Source organism: Thermopetrobacter sp. TC1 (assembly GCF_000746275.1).
In the GTDB taxonomy this organism is placed as follows: Bacteria; Pseudomonadota; Alphaproteobacteria; order Rhizobiales; family Aestuariivirgaceae; genus Thermopetrobacter.
This window is the reverse complement of sequence record NZ_JQKX01000013.1, coordinates 1-17844: the sequence shown is the minus strand read 5'-3', so window position 1 is coordinate 17844 and position 17844 is coordinate 1. Positions and strand designations below refer to the sequence as shown.

The window sequence follows — 17844 nt, the reverse complement described above, 5'->3', positions numbered from 1 at the left end:
GTGCGGAAAAGCTGACCGGTGATATTGCTCCGCACCCCCGCCCAGGCCCTTGTTTTTATTGGGGGGTGAGTGGGACGCGGGGCGGTGGGTGGTTCTTTATGCAGTTTGGTATGTATGAAGGGGCGCCGCGCGCGGTCCGCCCGCCCACGGCACCCCTGCATCCCTATCGTGTGCGGCCCCTTGATCAGCTGCAGCCCGAGGTGGCGCCGCAGGTGTCGCACTTAAGGCACGTGCCGTTGCGCACCATGGTGAAGTTGCCGCACTCCGGGCAGGCCTCGCCTTCATAGCCCTTCATGCGGGCCTCCATCATGCGCTGCAGGGCCTGCTGCTTTTCGGCATCCGCATCCTCCTGCGGGCGCACTGCCGTGGCTGCTGCCACGCCTGTTGCGGCATGACCCGCCACCGCCTCGCCAGGCTGCGGCGCCAGCGATGCTGCCGCCTCCTCGGCGACCCCGCCGTGCATCGCAGGCGCTTGCGCGCTGGCCACCGGTTCCTCGCTCTTGGCGGAAGCCGTGCCGCGCTCCGGCATCAGCACCACGTTCTCCGGCAGCTTGTGACGCAGAAAACCGCTGGAGAGCACCTTCGCCGCCGGCACGCCATGCGGCTGGGCCACATCCGTCCCCGTTTTTCCGTCCGCAGCGCCCTGCACCTTCTCCGGCGCCTTGCCTTCCACCACACCGCGGCCCAGGGCATCAAAGCCGATGTCATGCGGCTCCACATGCGCCAGATCCGTGCGGCCGAGATAGGAGATGGCCAGCTCGCGGAAGATGTAGTCCAGAATGGACGTGGCCTGCTTGATGGTGTCGTTGCCCTGCACGGGGCCGGCCGGCTCAAAGCGTGTGAAGGTGAAGGCCTCCACGTACTCCTCCAGCGGCACGCCGTATTGCAGCCCCAGCGAGACGGCGATGGCGAAGTTGTTCATCATCGCACGGAAGGCAGCGCCTTCCTTGTGCATGTCGATGAAGATCTCGCCCAAGCGGCCGTCCTCGTATTCGCCGGTGCGCAGATAGACCTTGTGCCCTCCGACGATGGCCTTCTGCGTATAGCCCTTGCGGCGGTCGGGCAGTTTCTCGCGGCGGCGCACCTCCACCACCTTTTCCACCACCTTCTCGACCACCTTTTCCACCACGCGCTCCGTGCGCTGCACGGCCGGCTGCGTCATGGCCACGCTTTCGGCGAACTCCTCCGCGCTCTCGCCGTCCTCATCATCCTCGTCCTCCAGAATCTGGGCGGTCAGCGGCTGCGAGAGCTTGGATCCGTCGCGATACAGCGCGTTGGCCTTCAGCCCCAGCTTCCAGGACAGTTCATAGGCCTTCAGGCAGTCCTCGACGGTGGCATCGTTGGGCATGTTCACCGTCTTGGAAATGGCGCCGGAGATGAAGGGCTGCGCCGCCGCCATCATGCGGATGTGGCTTTCCACCGAGAGGTAGCGCTTGCCGATGCGGCCGCAAGGGTTGGCGCAGTCGAACACCGGCAGGTGCTCCTCCTTCAGATGCGGCGCGCCCTCCAGCGTCATCGCCCCGCACACATAGGTGTTGGCGGCCTCGATCTCCGCCTTCGAAAAGCCCATGTGCGCAAGCAGATCGAAGGTCACGTCGTTGAGCTGCTCCTCCGAAACGCCCAGCACCTTCCTGCAGAAATCATCGCCCAGCGTGAAGCGGTTGAAGACGAAGCGAATGTCGAAGGCCGAACCCAGCGCCTCCTCCACCGCCGCGATCTTCTCCTCGGTGAAGCCCTTCGCCTTCAGGGTCTCGTGATTGATGGCCGGCGCGCCCTTCAAGGTGCCATGACCGACGGCATAGGTGATAATGTCCTCGATCTGGCGCTCGTCATAGCCCAGCCGCCGCAGCGCCGCCGGCACCGCCCGGTTGATGATCTTCAGATAGCCGCCGCCGGCCAGCTTCTTGAACTTCACCAGGGCGAAATCCGGCTCAATGCCGGTGGTGTCGCAATCCATCACCAGCCCGATGGTGCCCGTCGGCGCGATCACCGACACCTGCGCATTGCGATAGCCATGCGCCTCGCCCAGCGCCAGCGCCTCGTCCCAGCAGACCTTGGCCCGTTCCGCCAGCGTGGCATCGGGACAATGGGCATGATCCAGCGGCACCGGCGGCACCGAGAGCTTCTCGTAGCCTTCCGTCAGTCCGTGCGCGGCCCGGCGATGATTGCGGATTACCCGCAACATGTGCTCGCGGTTCTTGGCAAAGCCCGGAAACGCGCCGAGCTCACGGGCCATCTCCGCCGAGGTGGCATAGGCCCGCCCCGTCATCACCGCCGAAATGGCACCGCAGATCGCCCGGCCCTCATCCGAATCGTAGGGCAGGCCCATGGTCATCAGAAGGCCGCCGATGTTGGCAAATCCCAGCCCTAGGGTGCGGAACTCATAGGAACGCCTGGCGATCTCCCTGGACGGAAACTGCGCCATCAGCACGGAGATCTCCAGCACGATGGTCCACAGCCGCACCGCATGCTCGAAGTCCGCCACACGGAAGCGCCCGCTGTCGGCCTCATAGAAGCGCAGCAGGTTGAGCGAGGCGAGATTGCAGGCGGTATCGTCCAGGAACATGTATTCCGAGCAGGGGTTGGAGGCGCGAATCTCACCGGAGGCCGGGCAGGTGTGCCAGTCGTTGATGGTGGTGTGGAACTGAATGCCCGGATCGGCGGAATGCCACGCCGCCTGGCCGATCTTCTCCCACAATGCCCGCGCCCGCACCGTCTTGGCGATCTCGCCATCGGTGCGACGGATAAGATGCCATTCGCCGTCGGCCTCCACCGCGCGCAGGAATTCTTCGGTCACCCGCACGGAATTGTTGGCGTTCTGCCCGGAGACCGTGCGATAGGCCTCGCCGTCCCAGTCGGTGTCGTACGTGTCGAATTCGATCTCGGTAAAGCCCTGACGCGCAAACTGGATCACGCGGCGGATGTAATTCTCCGGCACCTGATCGCGGCGCGCAGCACGGATCGCCCGCTTCAATGCCGGATTGCGCTTCGGATCAAAGCAGTCCTCGCCCTCGCCCTCGCAGTTGACGCAGGCCTTCATCACCGCCGTCAAATGCTTGCGGATGATCTTGGAGCCGGTGACGAGCGCCGCCACCTTCTGCTCCTCCTTCACCTTCCACTCGATGAATTCCTCGATATCAGGATGGTCGATGTCGACGATGACCATCTTCGCCGCCCGCCGCGTGGTGCCGCCGGACTTGATGGCCCCCGCCGCCCTGTCGCCGATCTTGAGAAAGCTCATCAGGCCGGAGGACTTGCCGCCACCGGAAAGCGGCTCGTTCTCACCGCGCAGGGTGGAGAAGTTGGTGCCGGTGCCCGAGCCATACTTGAACAGCCGCGCCTCGCGCACCCACAGGTCCATGATCCCACCCTCGTTAACGAGATCATCCTGGATCGACTGAATGAAGCAGGCATGCGGCTGCGGATGTTCGTAGGCGGATTTGGAGCGCACCAGCCGCTTCGTCTCCGGATCCACGTAGTAATGGCCCTGTCCCGGCCCGTCGATGCCATAGGCCCAGTGCAGCCCGGTGTTGAACCACTGCGGCGAGTTGGGCGCCGCCATCTGCATCAGCATCATCCAGCGCAGCTCGTCATAGAAGGCGCGCGCATCCTCCTCGCTGTCGAAATAGCCGCCCTTCCAGCCCCAGTAGGTCCAGGCGCCCGCCAGACGATGAAAAAGCTGCCGCGCCGATGTCTCATGCCCGTAGCGCTCCTCCTCCGGCAGGGCCGCAAGCGCCTCCTCATCCGGCACCGAGCGCCACAGCCACTCCGGCACGCCCTCCTCCGGCACGCGCTTCAGCCGCGCCGGCACGCCGGCCTTGCGGAAATACTTCTGCGCCATCATGTCGGCGGCCACCTGCGAGAAGTGGGCCGGCATCTCCACGTCATCCATGCGGAAGACCACAGATCCGTCCGGATTGCGGATCTCGCAGGTCATGCGGCGGAATTCCACGCCTTCATAGATGTCACGGCCTGCCTGAGTGAATCGGCGCTCGATTTTCATGATGTCCTCTCTGCCCCTGCTTTCAAGACAATCCGCGGCCGGATATTTGAGCGCCACGCCCCCGTGCCCCTGCTTCATGCAGGCTCACGCAGGGACGAACCTCATGCACGACAGCCCCCATGCTCCCTGCATGAAAGCGCCCCAAGGCAGCGCGAACGTGGCCCTTTCCGGCCGCCGCCCCGTTTCCTTCCTGTCGATGTCCCGCATGCCGCAAGCGAAAGAGCGATGCTTTGCTTGCCGCGAGAAACCGGCAGGGCCGCAAGGCATAATCCCGGTGCGTGCAATCCCGCATGAGCGGACAGAAAGATCCCTTCCGGCGAAAGGCCATTCTTCCGCCGGCGATCACATGACGGGGGCCTTCATGCACCCCGTTTCCGCCGTCTTAATCTGTCTGGATTGCCGCTCCTTTTATCCTGCGGCCTGAGCCAATCCGGCATGAACCTGAGGCTCTAAAAAACCGCCCCGGCCCCACCGTCATCGACAGGGAGCATCATACGCCCAAGCCCTCCATCCGTCAACAGATTGTGGTCACCAGGAATGTGAGGCCCTATATCTAGTGCATGGTTGGGAATCATGTGGAAAGCCGGCGGAAAGCGGGGTTCTTTTCCCGCGCTTGAGGTGCGGAGTTTCGCAGGCTTGCGCCATCTGTGCACAAGGCTCTCCCCACCTGTGGACAAGCCGTATTCATCCACAATCGTCCAAAGGGGATTTTGGAAAAACGGTTTCCGAATGCTTACCCGACGCACGCTCCTCCGAGCGCAGATGACTTACTGCAAATTGCAATAACAACAAATAAATCTCCCATAAAGAGAATTTATCCTCCAGCTCAGACCCCGGTGATTCGATTCGCTTTGATTAAGACGCTTCTTTCCGCCACCCGCGCACCATGATCTGGACTTGCAGCGGCAATCGGTTCATATTCCGCAATCGCAGTGCGGGCGTTTCCGAGCACTGATGCAATGGCGGCGCCCGGTTTCCTTTCGGTCTGCGGCCAGGGATTGAGACATCATGAGCCTGAAGGACGTTTTCATCCAGATCTTCACCTGGTGGAACGGTGCCACCGTGGGCACGCGCTTTTTCACCTGGCGCAAGGGCGTGCGCGTGGGCGAGGATGATCAGGGCAACGTCTATTATCAGAGCTATGACGGCAAGCACCGCTGGGTGATCTACAACGGCTATGCCGAAGCCTCGCGCATTCCGCCGGGCTGGCATGGCTGGATCCACTGGCGCACCGACACGCCGCCCACCGAGGCCGAATATGAGCCGCATCCCTGGGAAAAGCCGCACATGCCCAACCCCACCGGCACGGATCAGGCCATCTTCCCGCCCGGCTCTCTCTATCGCAAAAAGCCGGTGCCCATGGCCCGCCCGGCCCATGAGGCCTGGCGCCCTGATGACGGCTGAAAAACACACCCTGAAGATTCGCATCAATAAGGCATGGGCCAAAGCGAGACAGCGGTCTTGACCGGAAAGGACAGGAAGGAAGAGCCCGGACGATGAACAGCTCCGTTGTGGAAACCATCGTGGGGGCGATCGTTATTGCGATCGCGGCGGCCTTCTTCGCCTTCGTCTATTCCACCACCGACATGGGCCGCGGTCGCGGCGGCTATCACGTCAACGCCATTTTCGACAATATCGACGGCATTGCCATCGGCTCCGACGTGCGTCTCGCCGGCATCAAGATCGGCTCGGTCGTGGATCAGAAACTGGATCAGGAGACCTATCAGGCCGTGGTGACCATGGCCATTGATTCGAATGTGAAGCTGCCGGAGGACACCTCCGCCAAGGTCACGGCCGAGGGCCTGCTTGGCGACAAGTACATCGCCCTCGATCCCGGCGGTTCCGATGTCATGCTCAAGGACGGCGACACGCTGGAAAACACCCAAAGCGCCCTCGACATCTGGGCGCTCGTCAACAAATACATCTTCGACGAGAAGAACAAGTCGCCGAAGTAACATCCTTCGGGCTGAAGGCCCCGGCCTGCAAAACCTGACTTCGTCCAGGCCGGCAAGCATTGAACCCTTGCCATTGGGCAAAGAAAATGGCCGACAGCACGCTCTTGCCGCCGCAACTTTGCCATGCTTCCATGAGACGGCAGGAACAGGCCACCAATGAAGGCGCCGCAAAACCTTCGGCAGGGTTCAGGACCGGCCCTTGATGCCAAGGCTCGATGCCACAGAATGCAGCGAGGCAAGACCCATGAGTCACATCCGTCAGGACTGGTCGCCGGAAACCTATGACCGGCATGCCCGCTTCGTCACCGACGAAGCGCGGGAGATCCTGAACTGGCTGCAGCCGAAACCCGGCGAGCGCATTCTCGACCTCGGCTGTGGCGATGGCGTCATTGCCGAGAGGCTGATGCGCGAAGGCTGCAAGGTCGTGGGCGTGGACATTTCCGCCGAGATGCTGAAAGCCGCCCGCGCCCGTGGCGTGCAGGTCATTCAGGCGTCCGGCGAGGATTTGCCGTTCGAGAACGAGTTCGATGCCGTCTTTTCCAACGCCGCCCTGCACTGGATGACCGATGCCCGCGCCGTGGCCGAAGGCGTGCTGCGCGCCCTGCGCCCGGGCGGACGGTTTGTCGCCGAAATGGGCGGGCATGGCAATGTCGCCACCATCGTCACCGCCCTGCGTGCCGTGGCCCGTCGCCGCGGTGCGAATGAGAGCCTGGCCGGGCCGTGGTTTTTCCCCACCCCGGCGGAATATGCCCGCCTGCTGCGTGCGGTGGGGTTCGATGTGGAGCGCATCGAGCTGGTGCCGCGCCCCACGCCCCTGCCCGGCCGCATGAGTGACTGGCTCAAGGTTTTCCGCGGCGCCTTCTTCGAGCAGTTTGGCGAGGACGCTCCTGTCGTCATCGCCGAGGTGGAAGACCTGCTGCGGCCCGTGCTGTGTGATTCGGAAGGCAACTGGACGGCGGATTACGTGCGTCTGCGCGTTCTCGCCCGCAAGCGGAAATGAACGCCGATGAGGATCAGGCCTGACAGCGCTCATAGACCCATGGCCCGAAACGCTGCGCCTCAGCGCAGGCGACAGGTCTCCGTGCGCACGATCCTGACAGCCGCGGCGCTCATCGCTGCTTTTTCCGCCCCCGTTGCCGCCGCACCCATTGAGAACCGCATCGCCGTCTTCGCCGGGCTGGACAAGATCACTGCCCGCATCACCACCTTCCGCGTTCCTCTCAATGAGACCCATCGCTTCGGCAACCTGCTGGTCACGCCGCGCGCCTGTCACACCCGCCCGGTGACGGAAAAGCCGCGCACCATGGCCTTTGTCGAGGTGGATGAAATCCGCCTTTCCGCCGCGCCCGAACGCACCGATGCCAACGGCAAGGCCGCAGCCCGCACCCGCCGCATCTTCACCGGCTGGATGAACGCGGAAAGCCCGGGGCTTAATGCTGTGGAGCACCCCATTTTCGACGTCTGGCTCACCGGCTGCGAGGAACCGGTGAAAACACCGGACAAATCCGGCAAAAAGGCCGCGGCACCTGAAAACTCAACCGGCTGAACGCCCTTGAACTGAAGGCCTTCTCAACACCAAGGGCGGGAAGAGGGCTTTTCCTGCAATAAACAGCCTGTGCCGCCTGAGGCGATCGCGGTCAGGCTGCCAAAGGCGTCATCTGTCTTTCAGGCATCACCGGATGCATCACCATCCCGCTTGCGCCGCCCGTATCCTGCCAATTCCAGCACGCGCAACGGATCATCATCCTGATTGAAGGCGAAAAAGTCACCCTGTCGGCGCAGGGCATCTCTAAGCAGCCGGCGATAGTGGATTCGGTGAATTTCAATGGCGCCCAGGCGGGCCAGATGCTCGGTGACGAACTGCGTATCGAGAAGCGTAAAGCCACCGGCGTTCAAGCGCGCCATAAGATGCACCAGCGCCACCTTTGAGGCATCACGCGCCTTGGAGAACATGCTTTCGCCGAAAAAGGCCCCGCCCAGCACCACGCCATACAGTCCGCCCGCCAGCCGTCCCTCCCGCCAGCATTCCACCGAATGCGCATGGCCCATCTCATGCAACTCGATATATAGCGACCGGATGACGGGATTGATCCAGGTGGTGGGCCGGTCGGCACAGCCATCGATCACGTCAACAAAGGCCGTATTGACCCGCACCGTGAACACTCCCTTGCGGATGGTGCGCGCAAGCCGCCGCGGAATATGCAGCCCGTCAAGCGGAATGATCCCCCTGCGTGAGGGTTCCACCCAGAAAATATCCGGCGAATCGGCGGTTTCCGCCATGGGAAACAGGCCGGCGGCATAGGCTCTCAGCACGATCTCCGGTGTCAGTTTCACGCCGCTCACGATGCCATCATCAACTCAGTTGCCCTTGATATCCTTTCCATACATGAAGCACCACTTTCCCCCTCCCCCTGGTAGGGGGAGGGACGGGGAGGGGGTCGGGCAACTTAGCGCTGCGCTTGCGGCCCGACCCCCTCCCGGCGCTTCGCGCCGACCTCCCCCTATCAGGGGGAAGATTGAGACCATGCATCCTTGAGGCCAGCCCTCCTTAAACAACCGAGACAAGATAAGGCTATGACGCAGTGGGGAAGTAAGGACAGACACAACCAACTCCACCTTATGGAGGGAGATCATTTTTAAAGTATTGAATTCGCACACTCTTTGGTCATGCCCTGGCTGATCAGTCCCTTTCCTGCATGCCGATCAAAGAAAAAAGGCACACCACTCTCACCTGTCACGCTACCATGGGGCCATGCCCAATTTCTCCGCGGGTTCTTTCGCTGGGCGGGATCGCCCCTCTACCACGCGCACTTGACCCGGGCCCTGCCCCGTTTCTACACACATTTCTGAACGTGGGCATAGAGGATAGCGAAGGATTGCAAAACGCCTACGGCGAACCTGAAGGATTCCGGAATGAATCAGACCCCCTTAACGGCGGCCAGCCTGCATGATGCGCTCGCCGAGCTTCCGCCGGCGCTAGCGCAAGGCCTGGCGGCGCGTGCTGCCTTGCGCACCCTGCCGCTTCTTGACGTCTGGCTGGCCTATGACGAGGCGGCCGCCATGCCCACGGTTCTGCCCACCTTGCGCCCGCTGTCCACCGCCTGGACCGCGGCCCTGGAAGCCGCGGGCGCCACTGGCCCCGCCGGAATCATCGCCAGCGCCGATCTCGGCCTGCTCTCCGCCGCCATCGACGCCGCCGTCAAGCAGGCCACCCGCGCCGTCTCCCTCGCCACATCCGTCGTTGCCCATACCGAGGCCAATGAGACCTTCGCCTATGCCCGCATGGCCTTTTCCGCAGCGGTGCGGGCGGCTTATGCCTTCTCCGGCAGCGCGGACCGATATGCCGCCACCCGCGCCATCGTGCACATCGCCGAGACGATCAACGACTGGCCCAGCATCGCCGCCGATCTGGACCAAGCCCGCAACGCGCTCGCCGAAGAGGGAGGCTTGAGCCGCTGGCTCATGCACACGCCCCTCTGGCCCGGGGACAAGCCGGAATGGGCCGAGCCTTTCTGGGATTGGATGAGGGCGCGCCTGCTCAAGCGCGAAGGAGAAAACTGGCAGGTGTGGACGGACTGGTATGACGCCCGCCTCGATCCGGCCACCGCCCGCCTCGGCCATCAGCCCGTTGATCTGAAGAGGGAGAAGGCCCGCGCCCTCCTTCCCGAGGCGGTATGGAATACCGACGCCACAACCGTCAACCGCGAGATCGCCCGCATCATTTCAGCGCCCCGGGAGTGAGCGCCCCGGCGTGCAGCACGTTGCCTGCACCACGCACTATTCGGATTCCGGATTGTCCCGCCGCCGCCTTCTGCGCCGTCGTCCGCCGCGTCCGCCATGATCATGACCGCAGGCATGCCCCTCCGCCCGCTTCTGCGAGAGCGGCCCGAGCTTTTTCACAATGTCCTCCACCGTCGGCCGCGGCCCCTTCTCATAGCCCTTAAGGGCTTCATGCATGGCCCGCACATGCGCAAAGGTATTGCCGCAGCAGCCGCCGATGATGCGCGCGCCGGCATCCAGCGCCATGCGCGCATAGGCCCCGGCCATTTCCACCGTTCCGGAATAGTGGATTTCTCCGTCCACGAATTCCGGCACGCCGGCATTGGCCTTGGCCACGACAACGGCATCGGGCGCAGCCTCCGTCATCTCCAGGATGCCAACCAGAAGATCCGGCGCCCCGGTTCCGCAATTGGAGCCGAAGGCCGTCAGGTTCAGCTCCTGCGCCAGGGCGGCCAGTTGCGCCGGCGTCACCCCCATCATGGTGCGCCCGGCCGTATCGAAACTCATGGTCACCACCACAGGCAGATCGGGCGCCACCTTGCGCGCCGCCGTCACCGCCGCGCGCACCTCTTCCTCCGCCGACATGGTCTCGATCCAGACCACATCGATGCCGCCCTCGGCCAGCGCGGCGATCTGTTCGGAAAAGGCCTCAATGCCCTCTTCCATGCTCATGGTGCCCGCCGGCATGAAGATCTCGCCCGTCGGCCCAACGGAGCCGGCCACGATCACCGGCCGATCGGCCGCTTCCGCCACGGCGCCGGCCAGCCGCGCCGCCTTCTCATTGAGCTCCGGCACCCGCGCCTCGGCATTGTGCAGCTTCAGCCGGTGCCGGTTGCAGCCGAAGGTATTGGTGAGGATGATGTCGGAACCGGCATCAACGAAGCCCTGATGCAGCGCCCGGATGTTCTCCGGCTTCTCCGTCGTCCAGAACTCGGGCGGCTCGCCATTGGCCAGCCCCATGGCGAAAAGATTGGTTCCCGTGGCGCCATCCGCCAAAAGCCAGTCGCGCGCATTCAGAAGCTCAGGAAACGATGCCCGGGCCATGACCCTCCTCCTTGGCGATATCCGAAAAAAGCGTCATATAGCCTTCCCCTGCGCATTTTGCCCTAAGAGAAGACCTCACGCCCTGGCCGCCCTTATCCCACACCTCGCCCAGGATATAAAGGGATTTTTATATGCAAAGCGGCATCACTTCTTGATGCAAGAGAGCAGAGTGTATTCGGTCACACCTCTGGCGGAGGGGGAGGGATTCGAACCCCCGGAGGGCGTTTGCCCTCTGCGGTTTTCAAGACCGCCGCTTTCGACCACTCAGCCACCCCTCCATATGTGATCCGGCAGGTCCGAACGCGCACATTCAAGAGCACCAAACCGAAGCATGCGCGCTGCTGCCCTGCCAGAACACATAGCTCACTTCTCGCAGAAAACAAGCCGTTCAATGAACCCGGTCATGGCAACCGAGGAGACGAACACTTATCTTGTGTTCATGGGTTTGGGCGGAACGCAGCGACAAGACACAGCGCAGGGACATCTCCGGTGGCTGAGACTGCGCGTTGGAGGATGGTCATGTCCGCACTCAAGATCTCTCATAAAGCCCGCCGTGTCGCCCTCGTCGTTTTTGCCGCAGCAAGCCTGCTGCTCGCCCGCACAAATGCTCAGGCCAATGATTCCACCGCCGTGCTCGCTGCCGACGGCCTGCGTTTGACCAGCAGCGCCGATGTGATCATGCACGCCGAAACCCTGACCATCACGCCCGATCACATCCACGTGCGCTATGTCTTCCATGCGCCGCATCAGACAGTGAATACCATCGTGGCCTTCCCCTTGCCCCTGTTGCCCTTTTCCGAGATGGAGCCGGGGGTGGAGATCCCGGGCGATGAACGCGATCCTGTCCACTTCCGCGTTTCGGTTGATGGTCGCCCTGTTGCGCCCAAATTGCAGACCCGCGCCCTCATCAATGGCGTGGACTTCACCGCCCTGCTCAAAACATACGGCATCGAACCCACCGATATCCTCAACATGAACCGCCTCATGCGCAAAGTCGCCGCCCTTGCGCCTGAAGCGCGGCAGGCGCTCATTGACGCCGGCCTGCTGCATCCGCCCCAGCCGGACATCGCTCCCTATGATGCCTGGCAGCAATGGGACGCCACCTGGGACATCGAACTTCTCTATTGGTGGCGACAGACCTTCCCGGAAGGCCGGGACGTCATCATCGAGCATGATTACACGCCTATCGCCGGCTCTTTCTTCTACACAACCGACCACGTGTCGAACTGGCTGAAACGCACCTACTGCACCGAGCCCTCCTTCCTGAAAGCCGCCCGGCGCAAGGCCGAACGCAACCCCACCAACAAGGTTGCCGGCGCGGCCCCCATCCTCATGGGGCGCGAAGTACATTACGTGCTCAAGACAGGGGCGAACTGGGCCGGTCCCATCCGCTTTTTCCGTCTCATCATCGACAAGAAACGGGCGGATGATCTCGTCTCCCTCTGCTGGCGCGGGCTGAAAAAGGTCTCGCCCACGCGTTTCGTTTTCACCGCCCGCGATTTCACGCCAAAACGCGATTTGAAGATCCTCTTCCTGCAGGATCTGCCGCGGGCGGAATGAGCCCTTTTGTGCACGAGCATGCACCTGTTGCGACCGGCGCTTTAAATTGGCGCAATTCCGTTGAAAAAACAGGGGATTTTCCCTCCGTTTCCTCACCTCTCCGTTTGCATGAGCACAGGGGATTTGCTAGCGTGCCGCCAGCATTGGCGGGCGGTGAATCGCATGCCATCGTCCGGGATTGCGCCTATCCCACCGGCGGCCTGAACTTTTACGGCTTCCGGCGAAATTCGTAAGGCGCACGGGCTTTTTCTCTGAAACGCAATACAGGACGGACGACTCCCTTGAGCGAACACACCAACAGCCATCACCATGGCGAGGGGGGCGGCAGCATCCGCCCCATTGCCATCGAGGAGGAAATGCGCCGCTCCTATCTCGATTACGCCATGAGCGTGATCGTGGCGCGCGCGCTACCCGATGTGCGCGACGGGCTCAAGCCCGTGCACCGGCGCATCCTCTATTCCATGTACGAAAACGGCTATCGCTGGGATCGTCCCTATCGCAAGAGCGCCCGTGTCGTCGGCGATGTCATGGGTAAGTATCACCCCCATGGCGATGCCGCCATTTACGACGCGCTCGTGCGCATGGCCCAGGATTTCTCCCTGCGTCTGCCCTTGCTCGATGGTCAGGGCAACTTCGGCTCCGTGGACGGCGATCCGCCGGCGGCCATGCGCTACACCGAGGTGCGCTTGGGCCGCGCCGCCCGCTATTTGCTGGAAGACATCGACAAGGACACGGTGGACTTCCAGCCCAACTATGACGGATCGGAGCAGGAGCCCACCGTCCTGCCCGCACGTTTTCCCAATCTCCTCGTCAATGGCGCCGGCGGCATCGCCGTTGGCATGGCCACCAACATGGCGCCGCACAACCTCGCCGAGGTCATCGCCGCCACCCGCGCCTATATCGCCAATCCGGACATCAGCATCGATGCGCTGATGGAACATCTTCCCGGTCCGGATTTTCCCACCGGCGGCATCATCCTTGGCCGTGCCGGCATCCGCGCCGCCTATCACACGGGGCGCGGTTCTGTCATCGTGCGCGGCCGCGCTCACATCGAGGAGGTGCGCAAGGATCGCCTGGCCATCATCGTCACCGAAATCCCCTATCAGGTGAATAAGGCGGCGATGGTGGAGAAAATCGCCGAGCTGGTGAAGGAAAAGCGCATCGAGGGCATCGCCGACATCCGCGATGAATCCGACCGCCACGGCATGCGCGTGGTCATCGAGCTGAAGCGAGAGGGCAATCCGGACGTCGTTCTCAATCAGCTCTATCGCTATTCGCCGCTGCAGGTCACCTTCGGCATCAACAACGTGGCGCTCATCGGCGGCCGGCCCGAGCTGCTCAACCTCAAGCAGCTTATCGCCGCCTTCGTCGACTTCCGCGAGGAGGTCGTCACCCGCCGCACCCGCCACCTGCTGGCCAAGGCGCGCGACCGCGCCCATGTCCTCGTCGGCCTTGCCATTGCGGTGTCCAACATCGATGAAGTCATCCGCCTCATCCGCGCCGCGCCTGATCCCGCCGCTGCCCGCAAGGCCCTGATGGAGCGGGACTGGAAGGCGGAGGAGATGATGCCCTATATCCGGCTCATCGCCGATCCCCGCGTCATCCTCAATGAGGACGGCACCTTCCGCCTGACCGAGGCGCAGGCCCGCGCCATTCTCGATCTGCGCCTGCACAGGCTCACCGCTCTCGGGCGCGATGAAATCGCCGAGCAGCTGGAAAAGCTGGCGGCGGAAATCGCCGATTATCTCGACATCCTGCGTTCGCGCCAGCGGGTCATGGACATCATCGCGGCCGAGCTGGACGAAGTCGCCGAGGAATTCGCCGATGCGCGCCGCACCGAGATTGTCGAGGCCGAAGGCGAGATCGAGGATGAGGACCTCATCGCCCGCGAGGACATGGTGGTCACCGTCACCCATGCCGGCTACATCAAGCGCACGCCGCTTGCCGAATACCGGGCGCAGCGCCGCGGCGGCAAGGGCCGCGCCGGGGTGAAGACCCGGGAGGAGGATTTCGTCACCCGCCTCTTCGTGGCCAATACGCACACGCCTCTGGTCTTCTTCACCTCCCGCGGCATGGCCTATCAGCTGAAAGTCTGGAAACTGCCCCTGGCCGCTCCCAATGCCCGCGGCCGCCCGCTCATCAACCTGTTGCCATTGGAGCAGGGCGAGACGGTCACCTCCGTGCTGCCGCTGCCGGAGGACGAGGCGGAATGGGACAAGCTGGACGTCATGTTCTGCACCCGCTCCGGCCATGTGCGGCGCAACCGGCTGTCCGATTTCACCGGGATCAAGAGCAACGGCAAGATCGCCATGAAGCTGACCGACGGCGATGCCATCCTCGCCGTGGAAACCTGCACGGAGCAGGACGACATCCTGCTCACCACCGCGCAAGGCCAGGCCATTCGCTTTCCTGTTACGGCGGTGCGCGTGTTCGCCGGGCGCAATTCCATCGGCGTGCGCGGCATCAAACTGGCCGAAGGCGATGAAGTCATCTCCATGTCGGTTCTGAAGCATTTCGAGCTGACACCGGAGGAACGCGACGCTTACTTCCGCATGAAGAAGGGCGAGGACGATGGCCTAAGCCCTGAACGCTTCGCCGAGATCGAGGCGGCGGAGCAGCTCATCCTCACCCTGTCCGAGAAGGGCTATGGCAAGCGCACCTCCAGCCATGAATATCGCGTGACCGACCGCGGCGGCTCCGGTATCAAGGCCATGGGCCTCAGCGAGAAAACCGGCCTGCTGATTGCGGCCTTCCCCGTTGAGGACGGCGATCAGATCATGCTGGTCACAGACAAGGGCAAGCTCATCCGCACCTCCGTTGACGAAATCTCCATCATGGGCCGCGCCGCGCAGGGCGTCATCGTCTTCCGCACCGAAGATGACGAACGCGTCGTCTCCGCCGAACGCATCTCGGAAACGGAGGAGGATGAGAAAGACGAAGGCAGCATAGACGATCAAAATGCGTGAAGCGGCGAGGAGAATATTTCATGAGCGAGACACGCCGCACAGGCTTCTATCCGGGCAGCTTTGATCCTGTCACCTACGGGCATCTGGACATTATCGGGCGGGCGGCGCGGCTGTTTGACAGGCTCATTGTCGCCGTTGGCGTCAATCATGCCAAGAGCGGGCTGCTGCCTGTGGAGAAGCGCCTGGAAGTCCTGGATGCCGCCATCGCTCCCTTGCGCGAACGCACCGAATGCGACATCCGTCTGGCCAAATATACCTGCCTGACTGTTGACGCCGCCCGCCGCGCCGGAGCCGTTGCCATCATCCGCGGTTTGCGCGATGGCTCGGATTTCGACTATGAAGTGCGCATGGCCCAGACAAACACCACACTGGATCCGGAGATCGAGACCATCTTTCTGGCCGCAAGCCCGACAACGCGCACGATCTCCTCGTCTCTTATCCGCCAGATCGCCGAAATGGGCGGGGACATTCGTCATTTCCTGCCGATGGAAGCCGCCGAGGCCGTGCGCGAGGCCCTCGCCAAGAAGGGAGAATGATCATGCATCGCAAAATTGACCGCCGCCACATCTCAAAGGCCTTATCGCTCATTGCCACCGCCCTCCTCGCAGGAAGCCTTGGCATGCCCTCTGCCCGGGCCGGCGAGGCCGCCAAACTCGGCCTGGATCCCGAAAACACCATCTACCTGGACCTGAAGAACAATTGCCGCGTGGTCATCAAGCTCCTGCCCGAGGTGGCGCCCAAGCACGTGGCCCGCATCAAGAAACTCGCCCGTGAGAAATTCTACGACGGCATCATCTTTCACCGCGTCATTCCCGGCTTCATGGCCCAGACGGGCGATCCCACCGGCACCGGCTTTGGCGGCTCGAAGTATCCCAACCTGCCCGCCGAATTCTCCAGCGTGCCCTTCACCCGCGGCACCGTAGGCATGGCCCGGGCCCAAGATCCCAATTCCGCCAATTCCCAGTTCTTCATCATGTTTGCCGACGGCCGTTTTCTGGACGGCAAGTACACCGTCTGGGGCAAGGTGGTGAAAGGCATGGAATGCGTGGACAGGATTGCCCCCGGTGAACCGCCCGCGCACCCGGACAAGATCGTGCGCATGCGCGTCGCCGCCGATGTGGACAAGTAATCCCTGCGCCATGTGGCGACATATGCGATGAATACCCGAATTTCCGCTCTTTTTCAGAAAAGCGGGATTACGTTTCGCGCTCGGACAGACGCTTCAGGATGAGCGCCCGCAGTTCCTGCATTTCAAAAACGAGATCATCGGCGATTTTTTCGACGTCACGCAAACTGGCAGTCTGCAACCAGGTGCGCACGCGGTTGATGTCCGCCGCCAGCATATAGGCATCCGCCCGGTCCCGCAGTTCCATGCGATCCCGCAAGAGCAGGAGCTTGTCCTGCGCAGCGGTGATCTCTTCGGGGCGCATCTTCTGGCGCACGGAATCGGGAATGGAAGCATCGCGCAGGTTGGCCCAGCCAAGAGAAACCAGAGACACCCGCCCTGTATCCACTTCGGTGGTTTCGCGCAGGATGTCCACCCCCGCATCATAAACGCGCAGAATGAGCCGCGTCCGAACCGGACGTGACGCCCTTTGGGCCATTGATGCGGTCTGCGCCCGCGCTTGCTGCCCTTCATGGGCGGTAACTGGATCAGGACGCGGTATTTGCCCCTTCAGCTCCTTGCTGGTCTGTTCCGACATCGATGCTCCATTCGGCTTTGATCGGGCAGGCTTGTGGTGATCCCGCATCAGGCTCACAAACGATTTTGGCAGGACCACCAGGCCAAACCTGACAGCATTGCCATAGGGGCCGTAACCGCAGGCGCGCTCAGGCGGCCTGCAGCGGCCAGAGCAGCGCCGCTGTCAGCTGTTCGCCGGCCAGACGGTGCAGGTTCTGTCCGATGAACCGTCCCTCCGCGTCGCTGTCCAGAACCGGGCAGCATGGCGGATAGCGCGCCTCCAGCTCGGCATCCGGCAGATGGAAGGGCGCAAACTCCCGCCAGTTGTCGAAATCGCGCTGGTTGCCGTTCAGCGGCCGGAAGGTCTCCACCGAAAGCCCCTCGGCGAAAACCACGTCATGAGCCTCCAGCACCACGTTGTACAGCGTGATCACGCCCGCCGCCGACAGCGGGCGGATGCTCCCGCCGTTGATCAGCCGCCCGGCCGGCACGATGATGCGCTCCTGTCCGAACCAGCGGCGGATCCAGCCGCCCTGCAGCATGATGCCATGCCACCAGCTGGTGATCAGCGGCCGCGCCGGCGCCCCCGGCCCGAAGGCGTGCGCCGCGATCCGCACCGGCAGATTGCGCGCGGCATGCCCGTGAACGGGGTGAGGATGGATCGTCTGCACACCGAGAAAGGCCAGCGGCCGCGCCTTGCCGGAGGCGGTGATCAGAAGATCCCCGGCGCGCAGCCGCTCGATGGCCTTCGGCCCCGAGGCCGTCAGCATCCGGGTTCCCGCCGGAAAACAGGCGAACTCCATGGCCGTTTCCGTCGTCGTCGGATCCGAATTGCGAACATGGATCTGACCGCTG

At 63.0% G+C, this 17844-nt stretch carries 14 protein-coding genes and 1 tRNA gene; 9 read left to right on the top strand and 6 right to left on the bottom strand.

All coding sequences use genetic code 11. From position 1 onward, the window contains the following. Positions 1–184: 184 nt before the first annotated feature. Positions 185–4003 (bottom strand): vitamin B12-dependent ribonucleotide reductase, encoded by a 3819-nt coding sequence (locus tag EK16_RS01120; RefSeq protein WP_038034134.1) that lies wholly within the window; start codon positions 4001–4003, stop codon positions 185–187. 1014 nt (positions 4004–5017) lie between these two features. Here EK16_RS01120 and EK16_RS01115 point away from each other — a divergent pair. From EK16_RS01115 to EK16_RS01100, 4 genes are all read left to right on the top strand, one after another. Next, positions 5018–5407, top strand: coding sequence for an NADH:ubiquinone oxidoreductase subunit NDUFA12 (locus EK16_RS01115; RefSeq protein ID WP_051928792.1), 390 nt, complete (start codon positions 5018–5020; stop codon positions 5405–5407). A 92-nt stretch (positions 5408–5499) separates the two neighbouring features. Further along, positions 5500–5958 (top strand): outer membrane lipid asymmetry maintenance protein MlaD, encoded by a 459-nt coding sequence (mlaD, locus tag EK16_RS01110; protein ID WP_038033806.1) that lies wholly within the window; start codon positions 5500–5502, stop codon positions 5956–5958. 244 nt (positions 5959–6202) lie between these two features. After that, on the top strand, positions 6203–6958 hold the full coding sequence (locus tag EK16_RS01105) for a class I SAM-dependent methyltransferase (RefSeq protein WP_038033803.1): 756 nt from the start codon (positions 6203–6205) through the stop codon (positions 6956–6958). Between the two features lie 39 nt (positions 6959–6997). Next, positions 6998–7504, top strand: a complete 507-nt coding sequence (locus EK16_RS01100) for a DUF2155 domain-containing protein (protein WP_038033801.1) — start codon at positions 6998–7000, stop codon at positions 7502–7504. 119 nt (positions 7505–7623) lie between these two features. On the opposite strand, the gene aat is transcribed toward EK16_RS01100, so the two are convergent. Beyond that, positions 7624–8301 carry a leucyl/phenylalanyl-tRNA--protein transferase gene (aat, locus tag EK16_RS01095; RefSeq protein WP_255353314.1) on the bottom strand — a complete coding sequence of 226 codons (678 nt, stop codon included), beginning with the start codon at positions 8299–8301 and terminating at the stop codon, positions 7624–7626. Between the two features lie 570 nt (positions 8302–8871). Between aat and EK16_RS01090 the strand changes: the two genes are divergently transcribed. After that, entirely contained in the window at positions 8872–9699 is an 828-nt protein-coding gene (locus tag EK16_RS01090) for a hypothetical protein (RefSeq protein WP_038033799.1), read from the top strand. 36 nt (positions 9700–9735) lie between these two features. Here the strand turns inward: EK16_RS01090 and bmt are convergent, their stop codons facing one another. Then, entirely contained in the window at positions 9736–10782 is a 1047-nt protein-coding gene (bmt, locus tag EK16_RS01085; RefSeq protein WP_038033797.1) for a betaine--homocysteine S-methyltransferase, read from the bottom strand. Positions 10783–10970: 188 nt separating this feature from the next. Then, a tRNA-Ser gene (locus EK16_RS01080) sits at positions 10971–11060 on the bottom strand. A gap of 241 nt (positions 11061–11301) precedes the next feature. Between EK16_RS01080 and EK16_RS01075 the strand changes: the two genes are divergently transcribed. The 4 genes from EK16_RS01075 to EK16_RS01060 all read left to right on the top strand — a co-directional run bounded on the left by EK16_RS01075 (position 11302) and on the right by EK16_RS01060 (position 16437). Then, a complete protein-coding gene (locus EK16_RS01075) occupies positions 11302–12342 on the top strand; it encodes a DUF4424 family protein (protein ID WP_197059565.1) in 1041 nt (346 codons plus the stop codon). Between the two features lie 281 nt (positions 12343–12623). Beyond that, the gene (gyrA, locus tag EK16_RS01070; protein ID WP_038033794.1) at positions 12624–15308 is read left to right on the top strand and encodes a DNA gyrase subunit A; all 2685 of its coding nucleotides are present in this window, start codon (positions 12624–12626) and stop codon (positions 15306–15308) included. 20 nt (positions 15309–15328) lie between these two features. Continuing rightward, positions 15329–15844, top strand: coding sequence for a pantetheine-phosphate adenylyltransferase (coaD, locus tag EK16_RS01065; RefSeq protein WP_038033793.1), 516 nt, complete (start codon positions 15329–15331; stop codon positions 15842–15844). A gap of 83 nt (positions 15845–15927) precedes the next feature. Beyond that, on the top strand, positions 15928–16437 hold the full coding sequence (locus EK16_RS01060) for a peptidylprolyl isomerase (RefSeq protein WP_051928791.1): 510 nt from the start codon (positions 15928–15930) through the stop codon (positions 16435–16437). Between the two features lie 67 nt (positions 16438–16504). Here EK16_RS01060 and EK16_RS01055 read toward each other — a convergent pair whose 3' ends face one another. Then, entirely contained in the window at positions 16505–17011 is a 507-nt protein-coding gene (locus EK16_RS01055; protein WP_156098415.1) for a hypothetical protein, read from the bottom strand. A gap of 127 nt (positions 17012–17138) precedes the next feature. Next, positions 17139–17844 (bottom strand): Hint domain-containing protein (locus tag EK16_RS01050; RefSeq protein WP_051928734.1); only part of this gene is annotated, 706 nt, incomplete at its 5' end.